Origin of the sequence: Brevundimonas sp. SH203 (assembly GCF_002157625.1) — a bacterium.
Taxonomy (GTDB): domain Bacteria; phylum Pseudomonadota; class Alphaproteobacteria; order Caulobacterales; family Caulobacteraceae; genus Brevundimonas.
In genome coordinates this window covers 37,973-61,126 of the sequence record NZ_BDMM01000005.1, presented here as the reverse complement: position 1 = coordinate 61,126, position 23,154 = coordinate 37,973, and the positions used below count along the sequence as shown (strand labels likewise).

The window sequence follows — 23,154 nt, the reverse complement described above, 5'->3', positions numbered from 1 at the left end:
CGGTCGTGTCCGACGAATCCGTCATCGCTGAAACTCGCCCGGCCGGCGCCGAGCCTTGGGCCGATCTGCCGCCGGCGCTGGCGACGCCGCCGGGGGCGGGGGCGGTGTGTGATGGGGCGGGGGCCAGGAAGATCGGGCGGGGCGCGGCCGAGGGGGTGTTCTCGACCGGGCCGGTTCTGGTCGCCCATGCGTCGCTGACGGCGCGGCGGCTGGGGCTGACGCCGCCTGGGCGGTCGTCCGATCTGATGGATGTGCTGGAGCTGTACGCCTTCGTGCGGCCCGCGCGGTTCTGCGCGCCGTCGCCGACGGGGCTGGCGCTGGTCCTGGGGCTGGCCGAGCCGAAGTCGGCGGAGGAACAAGCGACGGCGCTGCGCGAGGCGGCCGGGCTGCTGCTGCGCGAACTGGCGCAGCCCGCCTATCCCGAGCGGGAGGCGGCCTATGGGCTGGCGCTGACGATGCAGCGGGCCGGCTGGGCTTGGGGGGATCGCGTGGTCCGGGCGCTGGAGGCGGGCGGGGTGCGGGCGCGCCAGCATCGCAGCGCGGGGCTGGACGTCTGGTCGCGCCTGACCGAATGGGAGGACGAGGCGCCGCGCGGTGAAGCGGGGTCGGCGCCGGTCGACAGCGAGAGCGCGCGCATCCGGCTTGAGAAACTGCTTCAGGCTTCGGGTCTGGACGAGACGCGGCCCAGCCAGTCCGACTACGCCGCCGAGGCCGCCTTCGCCTTTTCGCCGAGGAACGAGGAGGGGCGGCCCCGCGTCCTGCTGGCCGAGGCGGGGACCGGCACGGGCAAGACCCTGGGCTATCTGGCGCCCGCCTCCCTGTGGGCCGAGCGGAACCAGGGGGCGGCGTGGATCTCGACCTACACCCGCGCCCTGCAGCGCCAGATCGACCGCGAAAGCCATTCGCTGTGGCCCGATCCGGCCGAGCGCAAGAAGAAGGCGGTGATCCGAAAGGGGCGCGAAAACTATCTGTGCGTCCTGAACCTGCAGGACATGGTGCAGGCGGCGCAGCTGGGGAACGGCGACCTGATCGGCCTGGCCCTGGTCGGGCGCTGGGCGCTGCAGACGCGCGACGGCGACATGACGGGCGGGGACTTTCCCGGCTGGCTGCCTGGCCTGTTCGCCACGCCCGCGGCCCATGCGGCGGGGGCGGCCAATCTGGTGGATCGGCGGGGCGAATGCGTCCACGCCGCCTGTCCGCATTACCGCAGCTGTTTCGTGGAGAAGACCATTCGCGCCAGCCGCCGCGCCGATCTGGTCATCGCCAACCATGCGCTGGTTCTGACCCAGGCGGCGTTTGACGGGGCGCGGTCGGCGCGGGGTCAGCAGCAGGACGGCGAGACGGCGGCGCTGAAGCGGATCGTCTTCGACGAGGGCCACCACCTGTTCGACGCCGCCGACAGCGCCTTTTCCGCCTGTCTGTCGGGCCAGGAGGCGGCCGAGCTGCGCCGCTGGATACGCGGGCCGGAGGGGCGGGGCCGTCGCGGGCGCGGGCTGGAGCAGCGTCTGGGCGACATGGTCAACGACAACGAGGCGGCGTTGAAATCGCTTCAGGACGCCATCCGCGCCTCGGCCGCCCTGCCGGGCGAGGGGGTGTCGGGCCGGGTCGCCCCGGCTTCGGGCGAGGTCAATCCCATCGGGCCGATCGAGGCGTTTCTGGCTGCGGCGCTGGACCAACTGCGGGCGCGGACGGCCGAGACGAACCCCTATGGCGGGCCGGAGTTCGGCATGGAGTGCGCGCTGAAACCCGTCACCGATCCGGTCGCCGAGACGGCGCGAGCGGCGGCCCGGGCCCTGGCGGCCATCGAGGCGCCGCTGCTGGCCCTGTCGCGACATCTGGAGGACATTCTGGACGACGAGGCGGCCGAACTGGACGGGTCGCAGCGGTCGCGGATCGAGGGGGCCTTGCGCGGGCTGGACCGGCGCGCGCGCATGACCCTGCCGGGGTGGCGGTCGATGCTGGCGGCGCTGGAGGACGGCGGGGATCAGCCCGATCCCGATTTCGTCGACTGGCTGTCGGCCGAGACGGCGTTCGGCCGGATTCATGATGTTGCGCTGCGCCGCCACTGGATCGACCCGACCGTGCCGCTGGAGGCCGCCGTGATCGCGCCCTCGCACGGGGTGCTGGTCACGTCCGCCACCCTGTCCGATCCCTTGCAGGACGATCCGTTCGACCTGGCGCGGATGCGAACCGGATCGGCCCGCCTGATCGAGCCGCCGCGCACCCTGAAGGTCGAAAGCCCGTTCGACTATGCCGCCAACAGCCGGGTCATCGTCGTCAACGACCTGGTCAAGGACGATCCGCGCCAGACGGCGGCGGCGATGCGCGAACTGTTCCTGGCGGCGGGCGGCGGGGGCCTGGGCCTGTTCACCGCCATCCGTCGTCTGAAGGCGGTCTATGAGCGGCTGGGACCGGACCTGGCCCGGTCGGGCGTGCCGCTGTACGCCCAGCACGTCGATCCGCTGGAGGTCGGGGCGCTGGTGGATATGTTCCGCGTGGAGGAGAACTCCTGCCTTCTGGGCACCGACGCCGTGCGCGACGGGGTGGACGTGCCGGGTCGATCCCTGCGCGTCCTGGCCTTCGACCGCGTGCCGTGGCCGCGCCCGGACCTGCTGCACAAGGCGCGGCGCGAGCGGCTGGGGGGCAAGGGTTACGACGACGCCCTGGCCCGCGCCCGCATCGCCCAGGCGTTCGGGCGGCTGATCCGGCGCGGCGACGACAAGGGGGTGTTTCTGATGCTGGACGCCGCCACCCCCACCCGTCTGTTCGCCAGCCTGCCGCCGGGAACCGAGGTCCAGCGCATGGGGCTGGCCGATGCGGTGGAGCTGACCCGAAGCTTCCTCGATCCCGAGACGACCTGAGATGTCGAAGACCACGCCCGCGACCGTCGCCCTGACCCGGGCCGGGATCGCCTTCGCCCTGCATCCCTACGACTACGATCCCGATGCGCCGCGCACGGGGTTGCAGGCGGCCGAGGCGCTGGGCTGGGCGCCGGAACAGGTGTTCAAGACCCTGATGACCCTGGTGGACGGCGCGCCCGCCTGCGTCGTGGTCCCGTCCGACTGCGAGGTCAGCATGAAGAAGCTGGCGGCCGTGTTCGGCGGCAAGTCGGCCCAGATGATGAAGCCCGCCGACGCCGAACGTCTGACCGGATTCAAGGTCGGCGGCGTCAGTCCGTTCGGCCAGCGAAAGGCCGTCAGGACCGCCGTGGACGAGACCGCGATCCTGTTCGACCGCATCCTGATCAACGCCGGTCAGCGGGGCCTGTTGCTGGAGATCGCGCCCGAGGACGCACGACGCGCCGCCGACGCCGTTCTGGCCGATCTGAGCGCCTAGAAACCTATCGCCCGCCTGCGGTATAGGAGGGCGAACACCGGAGCCTGCATGACCGAAACGCCGTCTGTCCGACACAGCCGCAAGGGGCTTTATGCGCCCTTCATTCTGGTGCTGATCGTCCTGACGGGCTGGACCGGCTGGTGGTTCTATCTGACGCGCCAGATCGACGCCCGGCTGGAGGGCCAGGTCCAGACCCTGCGCCAGGGCGGCTGGACGGTGCGCTATGACGACAAGACCATCACCGGCTGGCCGTTCCGCACCCATGTCGTGCTGGACAGGCTGGTGATCGGAATGCCGTCGGGCCATGCCCTGGCCGCGTCCGAACTGACGGCCGAGGCCAACGCCTATCAGCCGACCAAATGGGTGGTCGTGGCGCCCCAGGGGCTGGTCCTGACCCGCGCCGGCAAGGGCGAGGTGGCGGTCAAGGGCGACGCGATCCGCATGAGCGCCAGCGGCATCGACCAGCGCTGGCCCAATCTGGCGCTGGAGATGGTCAATCCCGTCTTCACGACCCAGACGGGGGCCGAACCCTTCCCCATCGCCCGCGCCCAACGGATCGAGCTTTACGCCCGCCCGCATCTGGAAGGCTCGACCGCGCCGGCCGACGACGTGGATGTGATGTTCCGTCTGGTGGGCGGTCAGGGCCGCGCGGACGGGCCGGTCGAGGGCTTCGCCCAGGACGGCTATCTGACCACCCAGCTGGAGGCCGTGATCGGCCGGGCCAGTCTGTTGAAGACCGGCGGGGACGCCGCCGGGGTGTTTTCCGCCTGGACCAAGGCCGGCGGCGCGTTTCGCGATGTGAAGGGCGACCTGCAGGCGGGCGACAGCCGCGCCACCCTGACCAGCGACCTGTTGAAGGCGGACGCCAACGGGCGGCTGACGGGGCAGGTGTCGCTTCAGGCGCAGAAACCGCTGCCGGCCCTGTCCGGCCTGATGGCGACGCGGCAGGGGACGGTCAACCGCATCGGCGCGGCGGGCGCGGCGGCCGCCGCCGGCGCCGCCGAGGCGGCGGGGCAGGAGCAACTGCCCCTGACGCTGGTGTTCCGCGACGGTCGAACCTGGCTGGGGCCCTTCCCCCTTGCCCCGGCGCCGAAACTGTTCTGATGACCCTGCTGGACGAACCCGCGATGGATCAGGATCTGCTGGCGCTGGACCGGGCGGTGGTCCGCGCCGTCGCCGCGCGCATCGCGGCCGGGCCGCGCGACCGGCTGGACGCCGCCGCCATCGCCCTGCGCGCGCTGCTGGAGGGGCTGTCGCCGGTCGAGGCCGCCGTGATCCGCACGGTCTGGGGGCGGCTGGAGGCTGCGACCGGCCCGGCCCTGGTCGCCAGCGGGGGCCTGGCCCAGGCCCTGGCCACGGATCGCTTCGGTCTGGGCGTCCGCCCCCTGTCGGCCGAGGATGCGCTGAAGGCGGCGGATGCGGGATCGCGCGCCGTGATCGACCTGACGTCCGACCGTCCGTGGTGGGGCCGGCTGCTGGCGCGGCCGGACCTTGGGATCGTCGCCGCCCTGCCCGACGACCGGCGCGGCCGGCCCCAGGCCTTCGTCGTGTCCAGAGAGCCGTCCGGCCCCAGCGGCGACGACCGCAGCTTCTGGGTCACGGACAGCGGCTGGTCCGAGGCCAAGATCGCCGACGCCCTGAACGAGGCGGGGTTGATCGCCGATCCTCTGGCGGCGGCGGGCGGGTTGAAGCTGTTCGTGCTGACGGGTTATGTGCAGGCCGACGACGGGCGGCTGAAGAGCGCGCCCGGTCGATTGAATGGCGTCATCGGCGCCGCCCCCATCTTCTGAGATCAAGGCCTTCCATGACCGACGCGACCGCACCCCAAGGCCCCGTGGCGAAGCCCGGCATCCTCGACATCGCGCCCTATGTCGGCGGCAAGTCGTCCATCGCGGGCGTCGCCGAGCCGATGAAGCTGTCGTCCAACGAGAACATGCTGGGCGCCGGGGAAAAGGCGCGCGCCGCCTATGAGGCCGCCGTAAAGAGCATCCACGTCTATCCCGACGGCCGCGCCAGCAAGCTGCGCGCCGCCGTCGCCGAACTGCATGGGTTGGAGCCCGAGCGGCTGATCTTCGGCAACGGCTCGGACGAGGTCTTCGCCCTGCTGAACCAGACCTATCTGACGGCGGGCGACAATATCGTCAGCGGCCAGTACGGCTTCCTGGCCTACCGGATCAGCGCCAAGGCCTGCGAGGCCGAGGTCAAGCTGGCGCCCGAGCCCAACTTCAAGGCCGAGGTCGACGCCCTGCTGGCCCAGGTCGATGACCGGACCAAAATCGTCTATGTCTCCAACCCGTCGAACCCGACCGGCAGCTACAACACCGCCGAGGAAATCCGCCGCCTGCACGCCGCCCTGCCGCCCCACGTCATCCTGGTCGTGGACGAGGCCTATGCGGAATATGTGACCGAGCCGGACTGGGAGACCGCCTTCCCGCTGGCCAGGGAGGCGTCGAACGTCGTCGTCACCCGCACCTTCTCCAAGATTCACGGCCTGGGCGGTTTGCGGATCGGCTTCGGCTATGCGCCGGCTGCGGTGGCCGAGGCCATCGACCGTATCCGCCTGCCGTTCAACGTCTCGGTTCCGGGGCTTGAGGCGGCGACGGCCGCCCTGTCCGACACGGCGCACCAGGAGGCGTCGCGCGAGCTGATCACGACGTGGAAGCCGCGCCTGACCCAGGCCCTGCGCGGCTTCGGCTTCGAGGTCCTGCCCAGCGCGGGCAATTTCGTGCTGGTGATGTTCAAGGGGGCGGAGGAGGCGACCGCCGCCAACGACTATCTGAACCTCAAGGGCATCATCGTCCGCCCCGTCGGCGGCTATGGCCTGCCGCAGGCGCTTCGCATCACCATCGGCACGGAAGACCAGAACCGCGCGGTGATCGACGCCCTTAGCGAGTTCGCGGCGACCTGACACATCGTCTCCTCCCCACATCGTGGGGAGGAGACAGTTGACGCTCAGTCCGCGCTGGAGAACCGCACCACGCCGATCAGGCCGGCGCGCCAGACGTGGTCGTCGCTGACCAGGGGGCTGTCCTTGGTGTCGCCCAGCCGCTGTTCGTAGTTGACGAAGCCGCCGACGCCGAACCGTTCGCCGACTGGAATGGCCAGGAAGGCGACGGCGCCCGCGCCCGACAGGCCGCCCGACGGCTGATAGGGCTGGAAGCCGCTGCCCGGCGCCTGTTCGGCGGTGACGCCGTAATAGCGCTGCAGGCGTTTGTCGCTGCCGCCGACGACATAGCCGGTGACGCGCAGCAGGCCGACGGGCGTGACACGCTGATGCCCGACTGAGGCGAAATACTGGGTTCCGGCATGGTCGCCCGAGACGTCGTGGGCGATGCGGCCGCCGACCACGATGCCGCCGAACCGCTTGTAGGCGTAAAGAGCCGCATCGGCGCCCAGGCCCGGTCGATCCAGGCTGGAGCCCTCGATGTCGCCGGCGGCGAAGCGGGGGCGGATCTGCACGCCCGCGCGCAGATCGTCGGTCTTCACCGCGTTCCAGCCCAGGCCGTCCAAACCGTTGGCGTAGATCACGTCCTTGTAGCTGGCCGATCCCCAGGCGGTGTAGTTGACGTCGTCGCCCGCATTGCCCGTGGCGCTGAAGCCGTGGGTGATCCCGCCGCCGACATCGACGCGCCAGGTCCTGGGCGCCTCGACCTGCTCATAGGGCTGGGACTGGGCCAGGGCCGAACCGGCCACGGCGGCGAAGGCGACGGACAGAAGAAGGGGACGAAGCACGGGCGTTTCCATTGACTGCGCCCGAGCGGGGGAGGCGTCAGGCGGGATCGGAATGCGCAAGCGCCGCCTTTGGCTCCAGCAGGGCCAACGAAGCCGTCTCGATGCGACTTTCCAGCAACGCCATCATGGCCCCGCGCTTCAGTCCGGCGGGGATCGGTTCCAGGAAGTCGAACACCACCACGCCGGGGTGGCGGCGGAAGCCGTGGGCCGGCCAGTGGACGCCCGAGTTGGTGGCCACGGGCCAGCAGGGGCCTTCCAGATCGCGATAGATGGCGGCGACGCCGGGCTTGTAGTCGCCGGGCACGCCGGGATCGTTGCGGGTGCCCTCGGGGAAGATGACGATCTGGCGGCCTTCGTCCAGACGATCCCGAGCCTGGCGCGTCATGTCCTTCAGCGCCTTGGCGTGACCGGCGCGGTCCACCGCGATCATCCGGGCCTTCCAGGCGAACCAGCCGAAGAAGGGCAGGGGCATCAGCTCCTTCTTCATCACGAAACAGGCGTCGGGCAGCACCGCCAGCAGGGCCACGATGTCCAGCATCCCCTGATGCTTGGACGCGACCAGGGCGGCGCCGGACGGGCGGTTCTCCAGCCCCCGGAACTCGACCTTCACCCCCGCGATCCAGCGCAGGCCGAACAGCACGATCCTGGCCCACATCTTGATGACGCCCATGGCGAAGCGGTGCGGCAGCAGCAGGGCGGGCGACAGGCCGACGGCGATGATCGGCATCGACAGATAGAGCCAGGCGGTGAACAGGAGGGAGCGCAGCGTATTCACTTAGGCGGGGGCCTTCTCATCGGCGGCGGAAATGGGCGTCGCGGCGGCGGCGGGCCGTTCGCGGGTCAGGCGACGCACGCCCTCGCGCCCCAGGACGGCCAGGTATTTCATATATTCCAGCGTCATGCGCCGCGCCGTCACCGCCGCCCGCCACCAGCGCGCATTGTCCAGCGACGGGGTCGAGACGGCGTAGGGCGTCAGCTTGACCCCCGGAAGCTGGCCCCGGATCTCCACCAGCGAGCGTGGCATATGATAGTCGGACGTCACCACGATCAGGCTGCGATAGCCCTTGGACCGCGCCCAGGCGGCGATCTCCTGGGCGTTGCCGACGGTGTCCTCGGCCTCGAAGCCCAGGTCGACGCAGCAGTTGAACAGGCGGCTGGAGCCGGGGGTCAGTTCGCGCAGCTCGCGGCGGCGCACCTCGCGGTTGACGCCCGAGATCAGCACCCGCTCGCCCTTGCCCTGCTCCAGCAGGCGGATGGCGGCGTTGACGCGCTCGGCCGACGGGCCGGTCAGGGCCACGATGGCGTCGGCGCGGGCGGGATCGTCGGCGGGTGTCAGCTCGCGCACCCGGTGGGCGAAGGCGAACAGGCCGACCAGCCAGATCAGACCGGCGATGACGACGACGCTCAGCAATCTCATGCGTCCCCCCCGCTCGCGCCCGAAGCCAAAACCCGCATGGCGGCGAATCTCGCGGCCAGAACCGCAACCGTAGCCGCCAGCAGCGGGCATGGCGAGAGCAGCACGAGGTCGCCCCACGCCACCGGCAGGGCCGCCGTCAGCCCGCCCGATCCGCCCGCCAGCCGCAGCAGGGCGACCAGAACGCCGGCCAGACCCGCCCCGATGGCGCCGGCTCCGGCGGCCAAGAGACCGAAACGGCGCTGGAACAGGCCCGCGATCCGCCCGTCCGTCGCCCCGTTCAGGGTCAGGGTCTCGATCACCCCGCGCCCGGCGGCCAACCCTGCGCGGGTGGCGTAGGCGATGGCGGCGGCGGCGGCGAGAGCCGTCGCCAGGAAGGCGGCCCCGGCTAATGCGGTGATCAGATTGGCCGACCGCTCGACCTCGCCGCGCCACAGGCTGTGGTCGTCGACCGTGGCGTCCAGCCCCGCTTCGGCGAGCGCCCGGCTCAGGGTCACGGCGCTGGCGGGCGCCTGCGGGTCCAGCCGCACAGTGACCAGATGGGGCAGGGGCAGGTCGGGCAGGACCGCATCCCCCAGCCACGGGCGCAGCAGATCCTCGGCCGCCTTGCGGTCCAAAGCGGCCGCCTCCTCGACCCCGGCGACGCCCGACAGGGTCTCGGCCGCGCGGGCGGCGGCGGTGTCGCCGGTCTCGCCCACGCGGGGGCGCACCTGAACGGTGGCCTCGGCGCCCAGCTGTCGCGCCCAGCCGTGGGCGGCGCGGTCGGCGGCCGAGGCGGCGACGGCGGCCAGACAGGCCAGGAAGCACAGGACGGCGATCACCGTCATCAGCCACGGCTCGCCGGCGGCGGCGGGCGGCAACAGGCCGGGGCGGCGGCTGGACAGGCTGAAGTCGGACAGGCGGATCATGCGGCGGCCCGCCCCGTCTCGTGCAACCGTCCGCCCTCAAGCCTCAGCACCCGCGCGCCGGAGCGTTCGGCCAGCCCCTGGTCGTGGCTGGCGATCAGGACGGTGGCGCCCAGTTTGTTCAGCGACTGGAACAGGCGCAGCAGCTTGTCGGCCATCACCGCATCGACGCTGCCGGTCGGTTCGTCGGCCAGGATCAGGCCGGGCCGGGCGATCACGGCGCGCGCGATGGCCAGCCGCTGCTTCTCGCCGCCGGACAGGGCCGGGGGGCGGGCGTCCATGCGCCGACCCAGCCCCACCCATTTCAGCATCTCCTCCACATCGGCGGCGTAGTCGGCCTCGGCGCCCCCCGCCAGACGCAGCGGCAGGGCGGCGTTGTCGAAGGCCGACAGATGGTCCAGCAGGCGAAAGTCCTGGAACACCACCCCCATGCGCCGCCGGAAGGCCGGGATGTCGCGTCGGTCGATCCGGGTGACATCGGCCCCGAACAGGCGAAGGCTTCCGCTCAGCGGACGATCCGCCAGGGTGAGCAGCCGCAGCAGAGAGGACTTGCCCGCCCCCGAAGGCCCGGTAAGAAAGTGGAAAGAGCCGCGCGGCAAAATGAGGTTAACGTCCCGCAGCACGTCGGGCGCGCCCGCATAGCCGAAGCCGACGCCCGACAGGCGCACGGTTTCGGTCATGGTCTCGGTCATGAGGGCGGGTTCGGCGGACGGCATGGGATGACGGGTTCAGGAACAGGGGCGCGACGTCGCGCCTTACGGGAGGGGGCGACAGCCTCGCAGTCAGCCACATGATACTGACCTGCCCGGCCTGCGCCACCAGCTATTTCATTCGCGACGACGCCGTGGGGCCGGAAGGGCGCAAGGTGCGCTGCAAGTCGTGCGGCGAGGTGTGGCGCGCGACCCCTGACGAACCGCTGGAACTGACCCTGGCGCCCGAGCCGGCGGCCGCCGCGTCCACGCCGTCTCCCGACCCGGAACCCGAGGCCGCCAGCCTGGCCGAGACCCCGGCGCCGGAACTGCCCCGCGCGTTCCGCGCCCGCGCCGAACGCCAGAAGAAGCTGCGGCGCGCGGCGGCCCACGGCGTGGTCTGGGCCGGGCTGGCGGCGGTCTTCATCGGCCTGATCGCGGCGGCCTTCGTGTTCCGGGTTCAGATCGTCCAGGCCTTTCCCCGCGCGGCGTCGGCCTATGCGATGATCGGCGCGCCGGTGAACATCGTGGGGCTGGACTTCGAGGCCCTCAGCGCCAAGTCCGCCCCGAACCGGCCCGGCATGGTCCTGGTGTCCGGCGCGGTCCGCAATGTGCGCGACGCCGAGATCGTGGCGCCCCCGATCCGCGTCGCCCTCCTGGACGCCCAGGGCGCCGAGGTCGGCTCCAAGGTCGTCAAGATCGACGGCCCGCCCGTCCTGCCCGGCAAGGTCCAGGGGTTCGCCGCCCTGATCCCCGATCCCGGCGGACACGGCGCAGGCATCGGCGTGGACTTCGCGCCCACCCCGCCCGCGCCCGCCAAGCCGTCGGGCGATCACGCCACGGCCTCGACTCAGACCCCGGTCCATACGGCGCCCCAGTCCCCGGCGGGTCAGCCGGCCGCGTCTCCCTCCGTCTCGCACGGCCTGCGGTCGGCGACCGCGCCCGGCGCCGATGCGCCCCACGCCGCCCCGGTCGAGGCCCGCCCGGCCGGCGCGGCCCCGGACACGCCGACGGTGGACAAGTCCCATGGCCAGGCGGTATCGCCCTCGCATCATGGCTGAACCCTCCCCGACGCCGACCGTCCTGCTGCCCGAGGCCGATGTCGCCCGCATCGTCGCCGAACTGGCCGAGCGAATCGCGCCCGTGATCGACGACGAGACGGTCGCGGCCGTCCTGTTGACCGGCGGCCTGTGGTTCGCCGCCGACCTAACCCGCGCCCTGGCCCGCGTCGGCCGCAACGTCCGCTTCGACGCCTTGTGGCTGGCCTCCTACGGCGACGAACAGACCAGCCGGGGCCGGATCGACGTCTATGCCCCGTTCCAGCGCCCCATCGCGGGGCGCCGCGTCCTTATACTGGACGACGTGTTCGACACCGGCCTGTCGCTGGCCGAGGCCGTCCGCATCGCCAGAGAGGCCGGGGCGTCCGAGGTTCTCACCTGCGTCTTCGCCAGGAAGCCCTGGCCCAGGCCCCGCGCGCCCGAACCCGACTTCGTCGGCTGGGAGGCGCCCAACCGCTTCCTGGTCGGCTATGGCCTGGATCACGCCGGCGCCCTGCGTGGCCTGCCCGACATCTGCGCCCTGGACTGAGGAGGGGGCGGCGAGGGGATAATCCGGCCGGGGCTGAATTTCCGCCGGGTTCGGCGTTGACTCTCGGACACCCTTCCGTATATGTCGCCGCTCTTCGCCGCCGGGGGTATCTCCGGGGGGCGTATCTTTTTTTGCGTTTGCGCTGAGGCTTCAACATGTACGCGGTGATCAAGACCGGCGGCAAGCAGTACCGGGTCCAACCGGGCGACACCATCGTCGTCGAAAAGCTCGACGGCGACGCCGGCGCCGAGTTGAAGTTCGACAGCGTCCTGATGCTGGGCGGCGACAAGGGCGTGACCCTGGGCGCCCCGCTGATCGACGGCGCCTTCGTCGGCGCGACCCTGGTCGAGACCCGCAAGGGCGAGAAGATCAAGATCTTCAAGAAGACCCGTCGTCAGGGCTATCGCCGCACCAACGGCCATCGTCAGATGGAATCGGTCCTGCGCATCACCGGCATCGAAGGCGCCGGCGAAAGCGCCAAGTGGGACGGCACGGTCGATCTGACCACCAAGGCCGAGATCAACCTGCGCGCCCGCAACCTGGCCACGCGCGGCGCGACGTCGTCGCTGGGTTCGACCGAGACGGTCGTGACCGACGTGGACGGCGCCGAGGTCAAGGGCGTCGTGGTCGAGAGCTCGGCTCCCGCCAAGAAGGCCCCGGCCAAGAAGAAGGCCGCGCCCAAGGCCGACGCCGCCGGCGACGAAGCCTAAGACATTCACCGGCGCCTTCCCGGCGCCAGACCAGTTCAGAGTGACGTCCTCAAGCAGGCCGAACGGCCGGTAGGACACTCAAGAAAGTACGGAGCGGCAAGATGGCTCACAAGAAATCCGGTGGTTCGTCGCGTAACGGTCGCGACTCCGAGTCGAAGCGCCTCGGCGTGAAGAAGTTCGGCGGCGAGCGCGTGCTGGCCGGCAACATCATCGTGCGTCAGCGCGGCACCACCTTCCATCCGGGTGAGAACATCGGCATGGGCCGCGACCACACCCTGTTCGCCCTGACCCAGGGCGCGGTGAAGTTCACGACCAAACGTGGCGGCCGTTGTTACGTGTCGATCCTCGCGGCCAACGACGACGCCAACGTGGCGATGGCCGCCGAGTAACGCGAGCTGGATCTCACCGGATCGCGTTGCTCACGACAGCAGCCGATCCGGACCAGGGAATATTCCGCGGGGAGTCTGGATCACCAGGCTCCCCGTTTGCGTTCCCCGCCTCGAAGACCGTCCGAGCCCTTCAAGGAGATGGTCGAGAGAATGAGGCGACCGCCATGTGCGTCATTGAAACCTCCCCCGTCGTCGAGACGCGGCGTCTGGTGCTGCGCGCGCCCGCGCCCCAGGATGCGCCGCGCATCGCCGCCCTGGCCAACGATCTGGACATCGCGCGGATGACCCAGCGGATGCCGCACCCGTTCCGGGTTCGCGACGCCGACGACTTCGTGCTGCAGGTCGCGTCCCAGGACCCGGCGCGGGCCAACACCTTCGTCATCGACCACGAGGACGTCGGCCCCATCGGGGTGATCGGCCTGTTCGAGGGCGAGGACCGGGTTCCCGAGACGGGCTACTGGATCGGGCGGGAATACTGGGGCCGGGGCTTCGCCACCGAGGCTTTGGACGCCGCACTGGTCTGGGCCAGCCGCAAGTGGAAGCGCCGGGCGCTGGTCGCCGGCCATTTCGCCGACAACCCCGCCTCGGGCCGCGTGCTGGAGAAGGCCGGCTTCCTCTACACCGGCGAGACGCGCCGCGCCTGGAGCCGGGCGCGGGCGGCCGAGGCGGACACGCGGATGATGGTCTGGCTGGCCTGAGGTCAGCTGGCCAGGGCGGGGCCGTAGATGGCCGCCGCCGCGACGAGGCCGGCGGTCAGCATGGCGGCGGCCCCGGCGATGAAGGTGGCCACAGTCTTGGCGCGGCGGCGGCGCAGGCCGCCGGACTTGTATTTGCGGATGATGACCGAGGGGCCGCGCGTGAAGGCCTCGGACCCGATGATGTTGTGTTGGGACAAGAAACGCTCCCCCGGACTGACACACAGAAGTCTGGATCAGTCCGGGGCGCTCGCGGCCAGAAGATGGCGACCCGCGTTACCGGGGTCGCATCTTCGTGACAGGCGACGACGCGGTCACAGGGTCAGGGATACGACCCGTCCGCCGCGCGTCTGGACGCGGCGCATCAGGACGATGGGGTCGCCGTCGGCCTTGACCGGGGCGATCACGAACCAGCCGCCGTCCGGCAGGCCGTCGAACTGGAACCGGCCGGCGCGGCACTGTTCGGAGCGCACATAGGTCGAATAGTTGGCGTTGGCGTCGGCCACGGTGCGGGCGCGGACCACGGCGGCCGGGATGGCGGCGCGCTCGGTCGAGCCGTACAGGGTGCGGAAGCGGGCGCGGGTATAGGGGGTGTCGGGCGTCAGGCCGACGTTGCCGACGCAGGCGAAGGCCTTGCCGTCCTGGGCGAAGGCGATCTGGCCCTGGATGGCGTTGCGGCCGGGCGCCTGGGACCAGGCGAAGTCCGATTCGACGAAGGCGCCGGGCGCGGCGCGGACGGGCAGGCCGCCGCCGACGGTGGGGGCGCAGGCGGCGAGGGCGGTCAGGGTCAGGCCCGCGACGGCGGTCGCGGCGAGGGTGAGGCGGCGGGACATGGGCTTTTCCTCCGAAAGCAGGCGGGCCGCGGGGGAACGACCCGCGCCACTATCGCACGACCGCAGGGCGGACTTCCACGGTCAAGATCGCCCGGCTCTGGACCGGGGCGCGACAACGCGCGAAACAGGCCGCATGACCGTGACCTACGCCGATATTCAAGCCGCCCGCGCCCGCATCTCCGGCTCGGTCGATCACACCCCGACCCGCCATTCCCGCCGCCTGTCGGAGCTGACCGGGGCCGAGGTCTGGGTCAAGTTCGACAATCTGCACTTCACAGGCAGCTTCAAGGAGCGGGGCGCCCTGAACCGGCTGCTGCTGCTGAGCCCGGACGAGCGTCGGCGCGGCGTGGTCGCCGCCAGCGCGGGCAACCACGCCCAGGCCCTAGCCTATCACGGCGGGCGGCTGGGCGTGCCCGTGACCATCGTCATGCCCGAGGGCACCCCCTTCGCCAAGATCAACGGCACCCGCCAGCACGGGGCGACGGTGGTGATCCACGGCCTGGACTTCACCGGCGCGACCGAGGAGGCCAAACGGCTGGAGGTGGAGAAGGGCTATGTCTTCGTCTCGGCCTTCGACGACGAGGGGATCGTGGCGGGCCAGGGCGTCTGCGCCATCGAATTCCTGGAGGACGCGCCCGAGATCGAGGCCCTGATCGTGCCGATCGGCGGCGGCGGCCTGATCGCCGGCTGCGCCATCGCGGCCAAGGCGATGCGGCCGGACATCAAGGTCTATGGCGTCGAGGCGGCCCGCTATCCGTCCTTCACCGCCAAACGGGCGGGCCAGCCGCCGGTCTGCACCGGCCAGACCATCGCCGAGGGCATCGCCATCAAGGCGGTGGGCGACATCCCCTTCGGCCTGGCCGACCGGCTGATCGACGAGGTCTTCGTGGTGGACGAGGCCGATTTCGAACGCGGCGTCTCCTATATGGCGACGATGGAGAAGACGGTGTGCGAGGGCGCCGGGGCCGGGGGGCTGGCGGCCCTGCTGCGCTATCCCGAGCGGTTCAGGGGGATGAAGGTCGGGATCGAGCTGACCGGCGGCAATATCGACGCGCGGATGCTGGCCGTGGTGCTGAACCGCGAGATGGTCCGGGAACGGAGACTGCTGGTCTATCGCATCCTGGGCGACGACCGGCCGGGGATGCTGTCGGCCATGGCGGCGGTGATCGGGGGGCTGGGCGGCAACATCATCGACGTGGTCCACAACCGTCTGGCGCTGGACGTGCCGGCCAAGGGCGCCGAGTTCGACATCATGGTCGAAACGCGCGATAGCGCCCACGCCGACGAGATCGGCGAGGCCTTGAAGGAACGCGGCTATGAACTTCGAATGGGGTAGGGCGGCGCTGCTCTCCGGCCTTTTGGGCGCGCTGCTGTTGACGGGCTGCGGCCAGGCCGCGCCGGTCGATCCGAACGCGGGCAAGACCGAGGCGGCCGCCTTCATGGCCAAGAACGGCAAGGAAGACGGCGTCGTCACCCTGCCCAGCGGCCTGCAGTACAAGGTGGTGCAGGCGGGGCCGGCGGGCGGCGTCAGCCCCGACCGCAACGATCTGGTCAAGGTCGATTACGAGGGCAAGCTGGTCGACAACACCGTGTTCGACAGCTCGTTCGCGCGCGGCGCCCCGGCGGTGTTCACGCCGGAAGAGGTGGTCAAGGGCTGGACCGAGGCGCTGCAGAAGATGCGCGTCGGCGACGAATGGCTGCTCTATGTGCCGCCCGAGCTGGGCTATGGCGAGCGGGGCAATCCCAAGATTCCGGCCAACTCCGTGCTGATCTTCCGGCTGAAATTGCTGGACGTGGCCAAGGTGCCTGGCGGCGGATCGGGCGCGGCGACGGCGATGGGGTGACGGGCGCCGTCTCCTCCCCATGAAATGGGGAGGTGGCTCGGAGCGCAGCGGAGAGACGGAGGGGGTCTCACCGCATCGCGCGCGCCTGTGGGGCTTCAAGAGCCCCTCCACCACGCTTCGCGCGGTCCCCCTCCCCACAAGTGGGGAGGAGACGCGAAAAGTGCACTGTGAATTTTTAGAGTGCACTTTCGTGCAGATTTTTGCGAGCCGTTTGCAACTTCTGTCGTTCGCGGATGTCAAAGACCGGGAAGGGCAGTATAGCGCGGCGCGCGAAGGCGATAGGGTGATGGTCGCTGGTCTTCGTCAGGGCATTGAAATCGCACGGGTTCGTCGCGGCGATTATGCGGGTTGGGGCCGTCGCCATTCGCTCAGGACGTCGGGATCGGTCTCGGTGGTCGCCTGGGACAGGGCGGCGAACGCTTCGGCCGTCATCAGCCGCGACAGGGCCCAGACGGCGGCGCCGCGCACCAGGGGCGAGGGGTCGGCCAGCAGGGCCTGGGTCGGTTCGATCAGGGTCGCGTCGCCCGAATTGCCGACGGCGTAGAGGACGTTCCGCAGAAAACGGTCGCGGCCGATCCGCTTGACCGGGCTCTTGGTGAACAGGGCGCGGAAGGCCGCGTCGTCCAGCGCCAGCAGGTCGTGCAGCCGGGGGCTTTCGAAGGCGGGGCGGGGGTGCAGCCGGATCTCGCGGGCGCTCTGCGCGAACTTGTTCCACGGGCAGACCGCCAGACAGTCGTCGCAGCCATAGAGGCGCGACCCGGTCATCGCGCGAAACTCGACCGGCCAGGGATCGGCGAATTCGATGGTCAGATAGGAGAGGCAGCGCCGGGCGTCGAGCTGGAACGGGGCGGGAAAGGCCTGGGTCGGGCAGGCGTCGAGACAGGCGGTGCAACGGCCGCAATGCTCGGTTTCGGGCGCGTCCGGTTCGATCTCGGCGGCGGTCAGTATGGTCCCGAGAAACAGCCAGTTGCCGTGGGTGCGGCTGAGCAGATTGGTGTGCTTGCCCTGCCAGCCCAGGCCCGCGCGCTGGGCCAGCGGCTTTTCCATCAGGGGGGCGGTGTCGACGAAGACCTTGATGTCCTTGCCGTTTCTGGCCGCGATCTGGCCCGCCAGCTGTTTCAGCCGGCCCTTGATGACCTCGTGATAGTCGTCGCCGCGCGCATAGACCGAAATATAGCCGGCCGAGCGGTCGGCCAGCTGCTCCAGCGGGTTCTGATCGGGGCCGTAGTTCAGGCCCAGGACGATGGCGGTCCTGGCCTCGTCCCACATGGCGGTGGGGTGCTGGCGGCGATCCAGCGTCGTCTCCATCCATTCCATGTCGCCATGCCGGCCCTCGTCCACGAAATGACGCAGCCGCTCGCCCGCCGGCCAGGCGTCGGCCGCCGAGGCGAACCGGCAGACATCGAAGCCCAGCTCGGCCGCACGCTGGCGGATGAAGGTTTTCAGGCGGTCGGACACGGGGCGGGGGATAGCACGAAGTCTCCTCCCTGCGGAGCGGGGAGGTGGCGCGGCGCGTCTTCGCGCCGTGACGGAGGGGCGGCCCCGCATCGCAGGCGCCCGTGGGACTTCAAGATCCCCTCCACCACGCTACGCGCGGTCCCCCTCCCCATTTCATGGGGAGGAGACGGCGTCGCCGTCGAACAGTTCGAGGATCTGCGCCCGGACATCCGTGGGCCAGGGCGCGATCAGGGCGGTCAACCGGTCGCGGTCGGCGGCGAACAGGGCGCGGCTGGCCTCTTCGAAATCGGGAGCGTCGCCGGCCATCTCGACCATGAAGCCATAGGCGGCGTCGGTGCGACGGCGGCGGGCGTTGTCCTCCGCGCCGCTCTTGCGGGCCTGTTCGACTAGCCGACGCAGGGCGGCCGAGGCGCCGCCCGGCTGGGTCGCCAGCCAATCCCAATGGCGCGGCAGCAGAGTGACCTCGCGCGCGGCGACGCCCAGGCGCGGGCGGCCGCGTCGCGGCGGCGCCGGCCGCAGATCGAGATCGACCGGACGGCCGGTCGCCAGGTCGAAGACGCGCAGCGACGCCTGGGGCGAGGCGGACAGGGCGGCCTGGAAGGCGGCCGACACGGCCGCTTCCGGTCCCTTGGCGATCCGGTCGGGACCGTCGAACAGGACCAGCCGGCGAATTTCGTCGTCCATATATTTACCCGGATAAATTTAGCGCCTAAGGATAATACCCGGATAATAAGGAAAGCCGCCATGACCACAAGCCGCAAGGCCCTGATCGCCGAATACAAGGAGCGGCCGACCATCGCCGGAATCTACGCCGTGATCTGCAGCGCGACGGGCCAGGTCTGGGTCGGCAAGAGCCGCCACATCGACACCGAACAGAACGGCCTGTGGTTCACGCTGCGCCATGGCGGCAGCCCGTATCGGTCGCTTCAGGCGGCGTGGACGGCGCATTCGCCCGAGGACTTCCGCTTCGAACAGCTGGACCGCCTGCCCGAGGACATTTCGGACCTGCGACGCAAGGACGAACTGGCGGGACGCGCCAAACTGTGGATCGCGCGGCTGGGCGCGGAGGCGCTTTAGCGGCTCAGAAATCCAGGTCGGCGTACCAGGCCGAGGGCGGCACGCCGACGAAGCGGTCGGCGAGCAGGGGGCGGAAGCAGGGGCGGGATTTCAGCTTGGAATACCAGGTCTTCAGCGCGGGCCAGGTCTGCCAGGGAATTTCGCCGAAATAGTCCAGAACCGACAGGTGGGCGGCGGCGATCAGGTCGGCTTGCGACAGGCGGCGGCCCGCCAGCCAGTCGCGAGCGGCGACCAGATCCTCCAGCACGGCTAAATGCGATTTCAGGGCGTCGCGGCCGTCGCGCAGGGCGCGGGCCTCGGGCGGGCCGAGCTTGAGCAGGGGCTTCTCCATCCGCTCGTGCAGCAGGACGGCGTCCACGTCGTCGGTGAAGCGACGCTCGAACCAGCCGGTCAGGCGGCGCGCCTCGGCCCGTTCGGCGGCGTCGGCGGGCAGCAGCAGCGGCCCCTTCTGCTGATCCTCGATCCAGCCCAGGACGGCGGGCAGTTCGCACAGGGTCAGGGGGCGGCCCCGGTCGGTCGTCTGCACCACCGGCGGCAGGCCCGAGGGGTTGAAGTCGTTGACCGGGCAGTCCTCCTCCCACGGCCGGACCGGCGTGTCGGTCCAGTCGATCCGCGCCTCGCCCAGCGCCAGTCGCGCGGCGCGCGAAGCGGGCTGGAAGGCGAAGTGGAAGAGAACGCAAGGGTCGGCCATCGCAGCGTGATGCGCCCCGACCCGTTAAATCGGCGTTTACCGCGTCAGGACCAGGGACCCTTGGCCACCGGGGCGGGCGGGGCCGCCTCGGACGGCGCCTGCGACGAAAGCGTCGGATCGGCGGGGACGGAGGCGGGGGCCTGGGCCCGGCCGCGCGGATCGGCGTGGATCAGGATGTCGGCGGCGGGAAAGCGCGCCAGGACCCGGCGTTCGGCCTCGACCACGATGGCGTGGGCGGCGTCCAGCGTCAGGGCGCCGTCCAGATCGACGTGCATCTGGATCATCATGACCGGGCCGACCATACGGGTTCGCAGCTGGTGAACGCCGGTGACGCGCGGATCGGCCAGCACGGCCTGGGTCACGGCGGCGCGGTCGGCCTGGGGGGCGGCGCGGTCCAGCAGGTGGTCGGCGGCGGCCCGCAACATGCCGGTCGCGCCCCAGAACAGCCAGACGGCGACGACGACGCCCGCCGCCGCGTCCAGACCCGGCGCGCCCAGGAAGGCGCCCGACGCCACCCCGATCAGCACCACGGCGTTGGCGGCCAGATCGGCGGCGTAGTGGGCGCGGTCGCCGGCGACGGCCAGAGAGCCGGTCTTCTTCAGGGCCCGGGTCTGCATCCACACCAGCCAGCCGGTGATGGCGATGGCCGCGACCATGACGCCCACGGCCCAGGCGCCGGCGGTGACGGGGCGGGGGTCGAAGATGCGCTGCAACCCCTCCCAGCCGATGAAGACGGCCGAGGCGAACACCAGCCCGGCCTGAACCAGGGCGGCTAAAGCCTCGCCCTTGCCGTGGCCATAGCGGTGATCCTCGTCCGGCGGGGCCGCGGCCCAGCGCACGGCGAAGAAGGTGGTCAGGGACGCCGCCAGGTCCAGCGCCGAATCCGCCAGACTGGCCAGGATGGAGACCGAGCCGGAGGCGCCCAGGGCGAAGGCTTTCAGCGCGATCAGCAGCACCGCGACCCCGACCGACAGCCGGGTGATGCGCCGCGTGGCGAGATGGGCGTCTTCGAGGGGGGCGGGCGTCGTCATTGTCGGCTTCTTCTCGCGCAATCGTGGCCGAAAGCCAACCGCCGGCCCAAACGGGTCGTTCCGTCCGAAACGATCATGCTCTAGGGGGAAGGCATCCGGGCGCGCGGCGTGCCGGGCGCATTCGTTTTCGAGGGTCTCATGTCGGACTGGCTTGCCGCCATCATCCTGGGTCTGGTCGAGGGGCTGACCGAGTTCATACCCGTGTCCTCGACCGGCCATATGCTGCTGCTGGGGCATTTCATCGGCTTTCACAGCGCGGGCAAGACGTTCGAGATCGTGATCCAGCTGGGCGCCCTGCTGGCCATCGTCAGCGTCTATTTCAAACGGCTGTGGGCGCTGGCGACGCGCTGGCCCTTCGATCCCGAGGCGCGGCGGTTCCTGATCGGGCTTCTGGTCGCCTTCGCCCCCGCCGTGGTGATCGGCTTTCTGGCCTATGACTTCATCAAGACGGTGCTGTTCGAGACGCCGCAGGTGGTGTGCGTGGCCCTGATCGTCGGCGGGGTGATCCTGCTGGCGCTGGACAAGATGGACAAGCGGCCCAAATGGCTGGACGCCGAAACCTATCCGATGCGGGTCTATTTCCTGATCGGCCTGTCGCAATGCCTGGCCATGATCCCCGGCGTGTCGCGATCCGGCGCCACCATCGCCGGCGGCCTGCTGCTGAAGACCGACAAGCGGTCGGCGGCGGAGTTCAGCTTCTTCCTGGCCCTGCCGACCATGGGGGCGGCGGTCGCCTATGATCTTTTGAAGAACCACAAGACGCTGGATTTCAGCGACGTGGGCCTGATCGCCGTGGGCTTTGTCGTGGCCTTCGTCTCGGCCTTGGCGGTGGTGCGGTTCCTGCTGGACTTCGTGTCCCGGCGCGGCTTCGGCGTCTTCGCCTGGTGGCGGATCGTGGTCGGGGTCGTGGGCCTGGTCCTGCTGCAGATGGGGTTCTGAGGCCGGCATGACCACGCTTCTCTATGGCCGGCCGCCGGTCGTGTTCGATCCACCGGGTGAGGCTGTCCAGACCTCGCCCCTGATCCCGGATTCGGCGGCGCTGGAGGCCCAGCCGGCCGGTTCGGCCGACATGGTGATGATCTACGCCCCGCCCGGCGTGCTGGAGCGGCGCTATGTCCTGGCCCTGGCGCTGAAGGCGCTGAAGGTCGGCGGGCGGCTGGACGTGATGGCGCCCAAGGACAAGGGCGGCTCGCGCCTGGGCAAGGAGCTGAAGGCGTTCGGGGTCGAGGTCGCCGAGACGGCCAAGGCCCACCACCGCCGCTGCATCGTCATCCGGCCCGAGACGGTCGAGGGTCTGGACGCGGCCATCGCGGCGGGCGGACCACAGGTCGTGGCGGGGCTGGAGGCCTGGTCCCAGCCCGGAATCTTCGCCTGGGACCGGATCGATCCGGGTTCGGCCCTGCTGGCCGAACACCTGCCGCCGATGAAGGGCGAGGGGGTCGATCTGGGCTGCGGCTACGGCGCGCTGTCGACCGTGGTGCTGCGCTCGCCCGCCGTAACCAAGCTGAAGCTGGTCGATCTGGACCGCCGCGCCATCCAGGCCGCGCGCCAGAACATCACGGACGACCGGGCCAAGGTCTGGTGGTCCGACGCCCGCACGCTGGAGGCCAAGGGCGACAAGGATTTCGTGGTCTCGAACCCGCCCTTCCACGACGGCGGCGCAGAGGACCGGCGGCTGGGTCAGGCCTTCATCCGCAAGGCGGCGGAGTTGCTGAAGAAGGGCGGCGTCGCCTGGATCGTCGCCAACCGGCACCTGCCCTATGAGGCGGAGCTGGATGCGGCGTTCAAGCGGGTGCGGCTGATCGCCGAGGCGGGCGGATACAAGCTGTTCGAGGCGGTGAAGTGATTTTCCTTTCGTCCTCGTCATCCTCCGGCAAGCCGCTTGCGGCCCAGACCGGGGGACCCAGCGGCGCCGAAGGCGAAATCCATCCGCCGCACGATGTTCAAAAACCGAGGGCGCGACAGGTTCGCGCTCGCGCGCGCCGCTGGGTCCCCCGGTCGCTTCGCGCCGGAGGATGACGAAAGCCATGGCGAAAACCCCCACCTCCCGCGTCGACCGTCTGCTGGGATCGATGGGCTATGGCTCGCGGGCCGAGATGGCGCGGATGGCGCGGGCGGGGGGTATCGTGCTGGACGGGGCGGACCTGACGGATGTGTCGAAGCGCATTCCGGTGACGCCCGACCTGCCGACCCGGATGGAGATCGACGGAGCGCCGCTGGACCCCGTGCAGGGGCTGGTCCTGATGCTGAACAAGCCGCTGGGCATGACCTGTTCGCACAAGGAAGAGGGGGCGCTGGTCTATGACATCCTGCCCGACCGCTGGCGTCGGCGCGATCCGGCCATCTCGACCATCGGGCGGCTGGACAAGCAGACGACGGGTCTGTTGCTGCTGACCGACGACGGCGACCTGCTGCACCGGGTCATCAGCCCCAAACGCCATGTGGCCAAGGTCTATCGCGCCGGTCTCGCGCGGCCGCTGACCGGGACGGAAGGCGATCTGTTCGCGGCGGGCGCGCTGGTGCTGGAGGGCGAGGACAAGCCGCTGGCGCCCGCCGCCCTGGAGGTGGTGACGCCGACCGAGGCCCTGCTGACCGTGACCGAGGGGCGCTATCACCAGGTGCGGCGGATGTTCGCCGCCGCCGGCAACCACGTCGAGACCCTGCACCGCGAGCGGATGGGCGGGCTGACCCTGCCGTCCGATCTAGCGCCCGGCCAATGGCGGCTGCTGAGCCCCGAAGAGATCGCGTCGATCTTCGCCTGAT

27 protein-coding genes are annotated in these 23,154 nt (G+C 70.6%); 16 read left to right on the top strand and 11 right to left on the bottom strand.

The genetic code is table 11. From position 1 onward, the window contains the following. Window positions 1-5 precede the first annotated feature (5 nt). Genes SH203_RS11440 through hisC form a run of 5 tightly spaced genes read left to right on the top strand, consistent with a single transcriptional unit; the run spans window position 6 to window position 6,244 of the window. Window positions 6-2,861 carry an ATP-dependent DNA helicase gene (locus tag SH203_RS11440; protein ID WP_087121074.1) on the top strand — a complete coding sequence of 952 codons (2,856 nt, stop codon included), beginning with the start codon at window positions 6-8 and terminating at the stop codon, window positions 2,859-2,861. Window position 2,862: 1 nt separating this feature from the next. Next, the gene (ybaK, locus tag SH203_RS11435; protein ID WP_087121073.1) at window positions 2,863-3,336 is read left to right on the top strand and encodes a Cys-tRNA(Pro) deacylase; all 474 of its coding nucleotides are present in this window, start codon (window positions 2,863-2,865) and stop codon (window positions 3,334-3,336) included. 48 nt (window positions 3,337-3,384) lie between these two features. Beyond that, entirely contained in the window at window positions 3,385-4,440 is a 1,056-nt protein-coding gene (locus tag SH203_RS11430; protein ID WP_087121072.1) for a DUF2125 domain-containing protein, read from the top strand. Then, complete coding sequence (locus tag SH203_RS11425) at window positions 4,440-5,126, top strand: hypothetical protein (RefSeq protein WP_087121071.1); 687 nt, start codon at window positions 4,440-4,442, stop codon at window positions 5,124-5,126. Before SH203_RS11430 ends, SH203_RS11425 begins: the two co-directional genes overlap by 1 nt. A gap of 14 nt (window positions 5,127-5,140) precedes the next feature. Continuing rightward, window positions 5,141-6,244: a histidinol-phosphate transaminase gene (gene hisC, locus SH203_RS11420; RefSeq protein ID WP_087121070.1), complete on the top strand. Its 1,104-nt coding sequence runs from the start codon at window positions 5,141-5,143 to the stop codon at window positions 6,242-6,244. Between the two features lie 44 nt (window positions 6,245-6,288). Here the strand turns inward: hisC and SH203_RS11415 are convergent, their stop codons facing one another. The 5 genes from SH203_RS11415 to SH203_RS11395 are packed head-to-tail and all read right to left on the bottom strand — an operon-like array spanning window position 6,289 to window position 10,079. Further along, window positions 6,289-7,068 (bottom strand): MipA/OmpV family protein, encoded by a 780-nt coding sequence (locus tag SH203_RS11415; RefSeq protein WP_234989481.1) that lies wholly within the window; start codon window positions 7,066-7,068, stop codon window positions 6,289-6,291. A gap of 37 nt (window positions 7,069-7,105) precedes the next feature. Next, the gene (locus SH203_RS11410; protein WP_087121068.1) at window positions 7,106-7,843 is read right to left on the bottom strand and encodes a 1-acyl-sn-glycerol-3-phosphate acyltransferase; all 738 of its coding nucleotides are present in this window, start codon (window positions 7,841-7,843) and stop codon (window positions 7,106-7,108) included. Continuing rightward, a complete protein-coding gene (locus tag SH203_RS11405; RefSeq protein ID WP_087121067.1) occupies window positions 7,844-8,485 on the bottom strand; it encodes a YdcF family protein in 642 nt (213 codons plus the stop codon). Continuing rightward, window positions 8,482-9,390 carry an ABC transporter permease gene (locus SH203_RS11400; protein ID WP_087121066.1) on the bottom strand — a complete coding sequence of 303 codons (909 nt, stop codon included), beginning with the start codon at window positions 9,388-9,390 and terminating at the stop codon, window positions 8,482-8,484. Before SH203_RS11400 ends, SH203_RS11405 begins: the two co-directional genes overlap by 4 nt. Then, window positions 9,387-10,079 carry a cell division ATP-binding protein FtsE gene (locus SH203_RS11395; protein WP_255376568.1) on the bottom strand — a complete coding sequence of 231 codons (693 nt, stop codon included), beginning with the start codon at window positions 10,077-10,079 and terminating at the stop codon, window positions 9,387-9,389. Before SH203_RS11395 ends, SH203_RS11400 begins: the two co-directional genes overlap by 4 nt. 98 nt (window positions 10,080-10,177) lie before the next feature. Here SH203_RS11395 and SH203_RS11390 point away from each other — a divergent pair, with 98 nt between their 5' ends. The 5 genes from SH203_RS11390 to SH203_RS11370 all read left to right on the top strand — a co-directional run bounded on the left by SH203_RS11390 (window position 10,178) and on the right by SH203_RS11370 (window position 13,460). Continuing rightward, window positions 10,178-11,137: a DUF3426 domain-containing protein gene (locus SH203_RS11390; RefSeq protein WP_087121064.1), complete on the top strand. Its 960-nt coding sequence runs from the start codon at window positions 10,178-10,180 to the stop codon at window positions 11,135-11,137. After that, window positions 11,130-11,663 (top strand): phosphoribosyltransferase, encoded by a 534-nt coding sequence (locus SH203_RS11385; RefSeq protein WP_087121063.1) that lies wholly within the window; start codon window positions 11,130-11,132, stop codon window positions 11,661-11,663. Before SH203_RS11390 ends, SH203_RS11385 begins: the two co-directional genes overlap by 8 nt. Before the next feature lie 155 nt (window positions 11,664-11,818). Next, window positions 11,819-12,373 (top strand): 50S ribosomal protein L21, encoded by a 555-nt coding sequence (rplU, locus tag SH203_RS11380; protein ID WP_087121062.1) that lies wholly within the window; start codon window positions 11,819-11,821, stop codon window positions 12,371-12,373. A gap of 101 nt (window positions 12,374-12,474) precedes the next feature. After that, window positions 12,475-12,762 carry a 50S ribosomal protein L27 gene (gene rpmA / locus SH203_RS11375; protein ID WP_087121061.1) on the top strand — a complete coding sequence of 96 codons (288 nt, stop codon included), beginning with the start codon at window positions 12,475-12,477 and terminating at the stop codon, window positions 12,760-12,762. A 164-nt stretch (window positions 12,763-12,926) separates the two neighbouring features. Further along, window positions 12,927-13,460, top strand: coding sequence for a GNAT family N-acetyltransferase (locus tag SH203_RS11370; RefSeq protein WP_087121060.1), 534 nt, complete (start codon window positions 12,927-12,929; stop codon window positions 13,458-13,460). 2 nt (window positions 13,461-13,462) lie between these two features. On the opposite strand, the gene SH203_RS11365 is transcribed toward SH203_RS11370, so the two are convergent. Both SH203_RS11365 and SH203_RS11360 read right to left on the bottom strand, forming a co-directional pair. Beyond that, complete coding sequence (locus SH203_RS11365; RefSeq protein WP_087121059.1) at window positions 13,463-13,657, bottom strand: hypothetical protein; 195 nt, start codon at window positions 13,655-13,657, stop codon at window positions 13,463-13,465. A gap of 114 nt (window positions 13,658-13,771) precedes the next feature. Beyond that, window positions 13,772-14,290 carry a hypothetical protein gene (locus SH203_RS11360; protein ID WP_087121058.1) on the bottom strand — a complete coding sequence of 173 codons (519 nt, stop codon included), beginning with the start codon at window positions 14,288-14,290 and terminating at the stop codon, window positions 13,772-13,774. A gap of 133 nt (window positions 14,291-14,423) precedes the next feature. On the opposite strand from SH203_RS11360, the gene SH203_RS11355 reads away from it, so the two are divergent. Then, complete coding sequence (locus SH203_RS11355) at window positions 14,424-15,626, top strand: threonine ammonia-lyase (RefSeq protein WP_087121057.1); 1,203 nt, start codon at window positions 14,424-14,426, stop codon at window positions 15,624-15,626. Continuing rightward, a complete protein-coding gene (locus SH203_RS11350) occupies window positions 15,607-16,134 on the top strand; it encodes an FKBP-type peptidyl-prolyl cis-trans isomerase (RefSeq protein ID WP_087121056.1) in 528 nt (175 codons plus the stop codon). Before SH203_RS11355 ends, SH203_RS11350 begins: the two co-directional genes overlap by 20 nt. 339 nt (window positions 16,135-16,473) lie before the next feature. On the opposite strand, the gene queG is transcribed toward SH203_RS11350, so the two are convergent. Then, the gene (gene queG, locus SH203_RS11345; RefSeq protein WP_087121055.1) at window positions 16,474-17,592 is read right to left on the bottom strand and encodes a tRNA epoxyqueuosine(34) reductase QueG; all 1,119 of its coding nucleotides are present in this window, start codon (window positions 17,590-17,592) and stop codon (window positions 16,474-16,476) included. Window positions 17,593-17,745: 153 nt separating this feature from the next. Then, window positions 17,746-18,276: a DUF2239 family protein gene (locus SH203_RS11340; protein WP_087121054.1), complete on the bottom strand. Its 531-nt coding sequence runs from the start codon at window positions 18,274-18,276 to the stop codon at window positions 17,746-17,748. Between the two features lie 60 nt (window positions 18,277-18,336). Between SH203_RS11340 and SH203_RS11335 the strand changes: the two genes are divergently transcribed. Next, on the top strand, window positions 18,337-18,669 hold the full coding sequence (locus SH203_RS11335; protein ID WP_087121053.1) for a GIY-YIG nuclease family protein: 333 nt from the start codon (window positions 18,337-18,339) through the stop codon (window positions 18,667-18,669). A 4-nt stretch (window positions 18,670-18,673) separates the two neighbouring features. Here SH203_RS11335 and SH203_RS11330 read toward each other — a convergent pair whose 3' ends face one another. Together SH203_RS11330 and SH203_RS11325 are read right to left on the bottom strand one after the other, a co-directional pair. Further along, a complete protein-coding gene (locus tag SH203_RS11330) occupies window positions 18,674-19,360 on the bottom strand; it encodes a glutathione S-transferase family protein (protein WP_087121052.1) in 687 nt (228 codons plus the stop codon). 44 nt (window positions 19,361-19,404) lie between these two features. Beyond that, window positions 19,405-20,391 carry a cation diffusion facilitator family transporter gene (locus SH203_RS11325; protein ID WP_087121051.1) on the bottom strand — a complete coding sequence of 329 codons (987 nt, stop codon included), beginning with the start codon at window positions 20,389-20,391 and terminating at the stop codon, window positions 19,405-19,407. A gap of 138 nt (window positions 20,392-20,529) precedes the next feature. Between SH203_RS11325 and SH203_RS11320 the strand changes: the two genes are divergently transcribed. The 3 genes from SH203_RS11320 to SH203_RS11310 all read left to right on the top strand — a co-directional run bounded on the left by SH203_RS11320 (window position 20,530) and on the right by SH203_RS11310 (window position 23,153). Continuing rightward, a complete protein-coding gene (locus tag SH203_RS11320; RefSeq protein ID WP_087121316.1) occupies window positions 20,530-21,330 on the top strand; it encodes an undecaprenyl-diphosphate phosphatase in 801 nt (266 codons plus the stop codon). A gap of 7 nt (window positions 21,331-21,337) precedes the next feature. After that, window positions 21,338-22,237, top strand: coding sequence for a class I SAM-dependent methyltransferase (locus SH203_RS11315; protein ID WP_087121050.1), 900 nt, complete (start codon window positions 21,338-21,340; stop codon window positions 22,235-22,237). Window positions 22,238-22,418: 181 nt separating this feature from the next. Then, on the top strand, window positions 22,419-23,153 hold the full coding sequence (locus tag SH203_RS11310; RefSeq protein WP_087121049.1) for a pseudouridine synthase: 735 nt from the start codon (window positions 22,419-22,421) through the stop codon (window positions 23,151-23,153). The last annotated feature ends 1 nt before the right edge of the window (window position 23,154 follow it).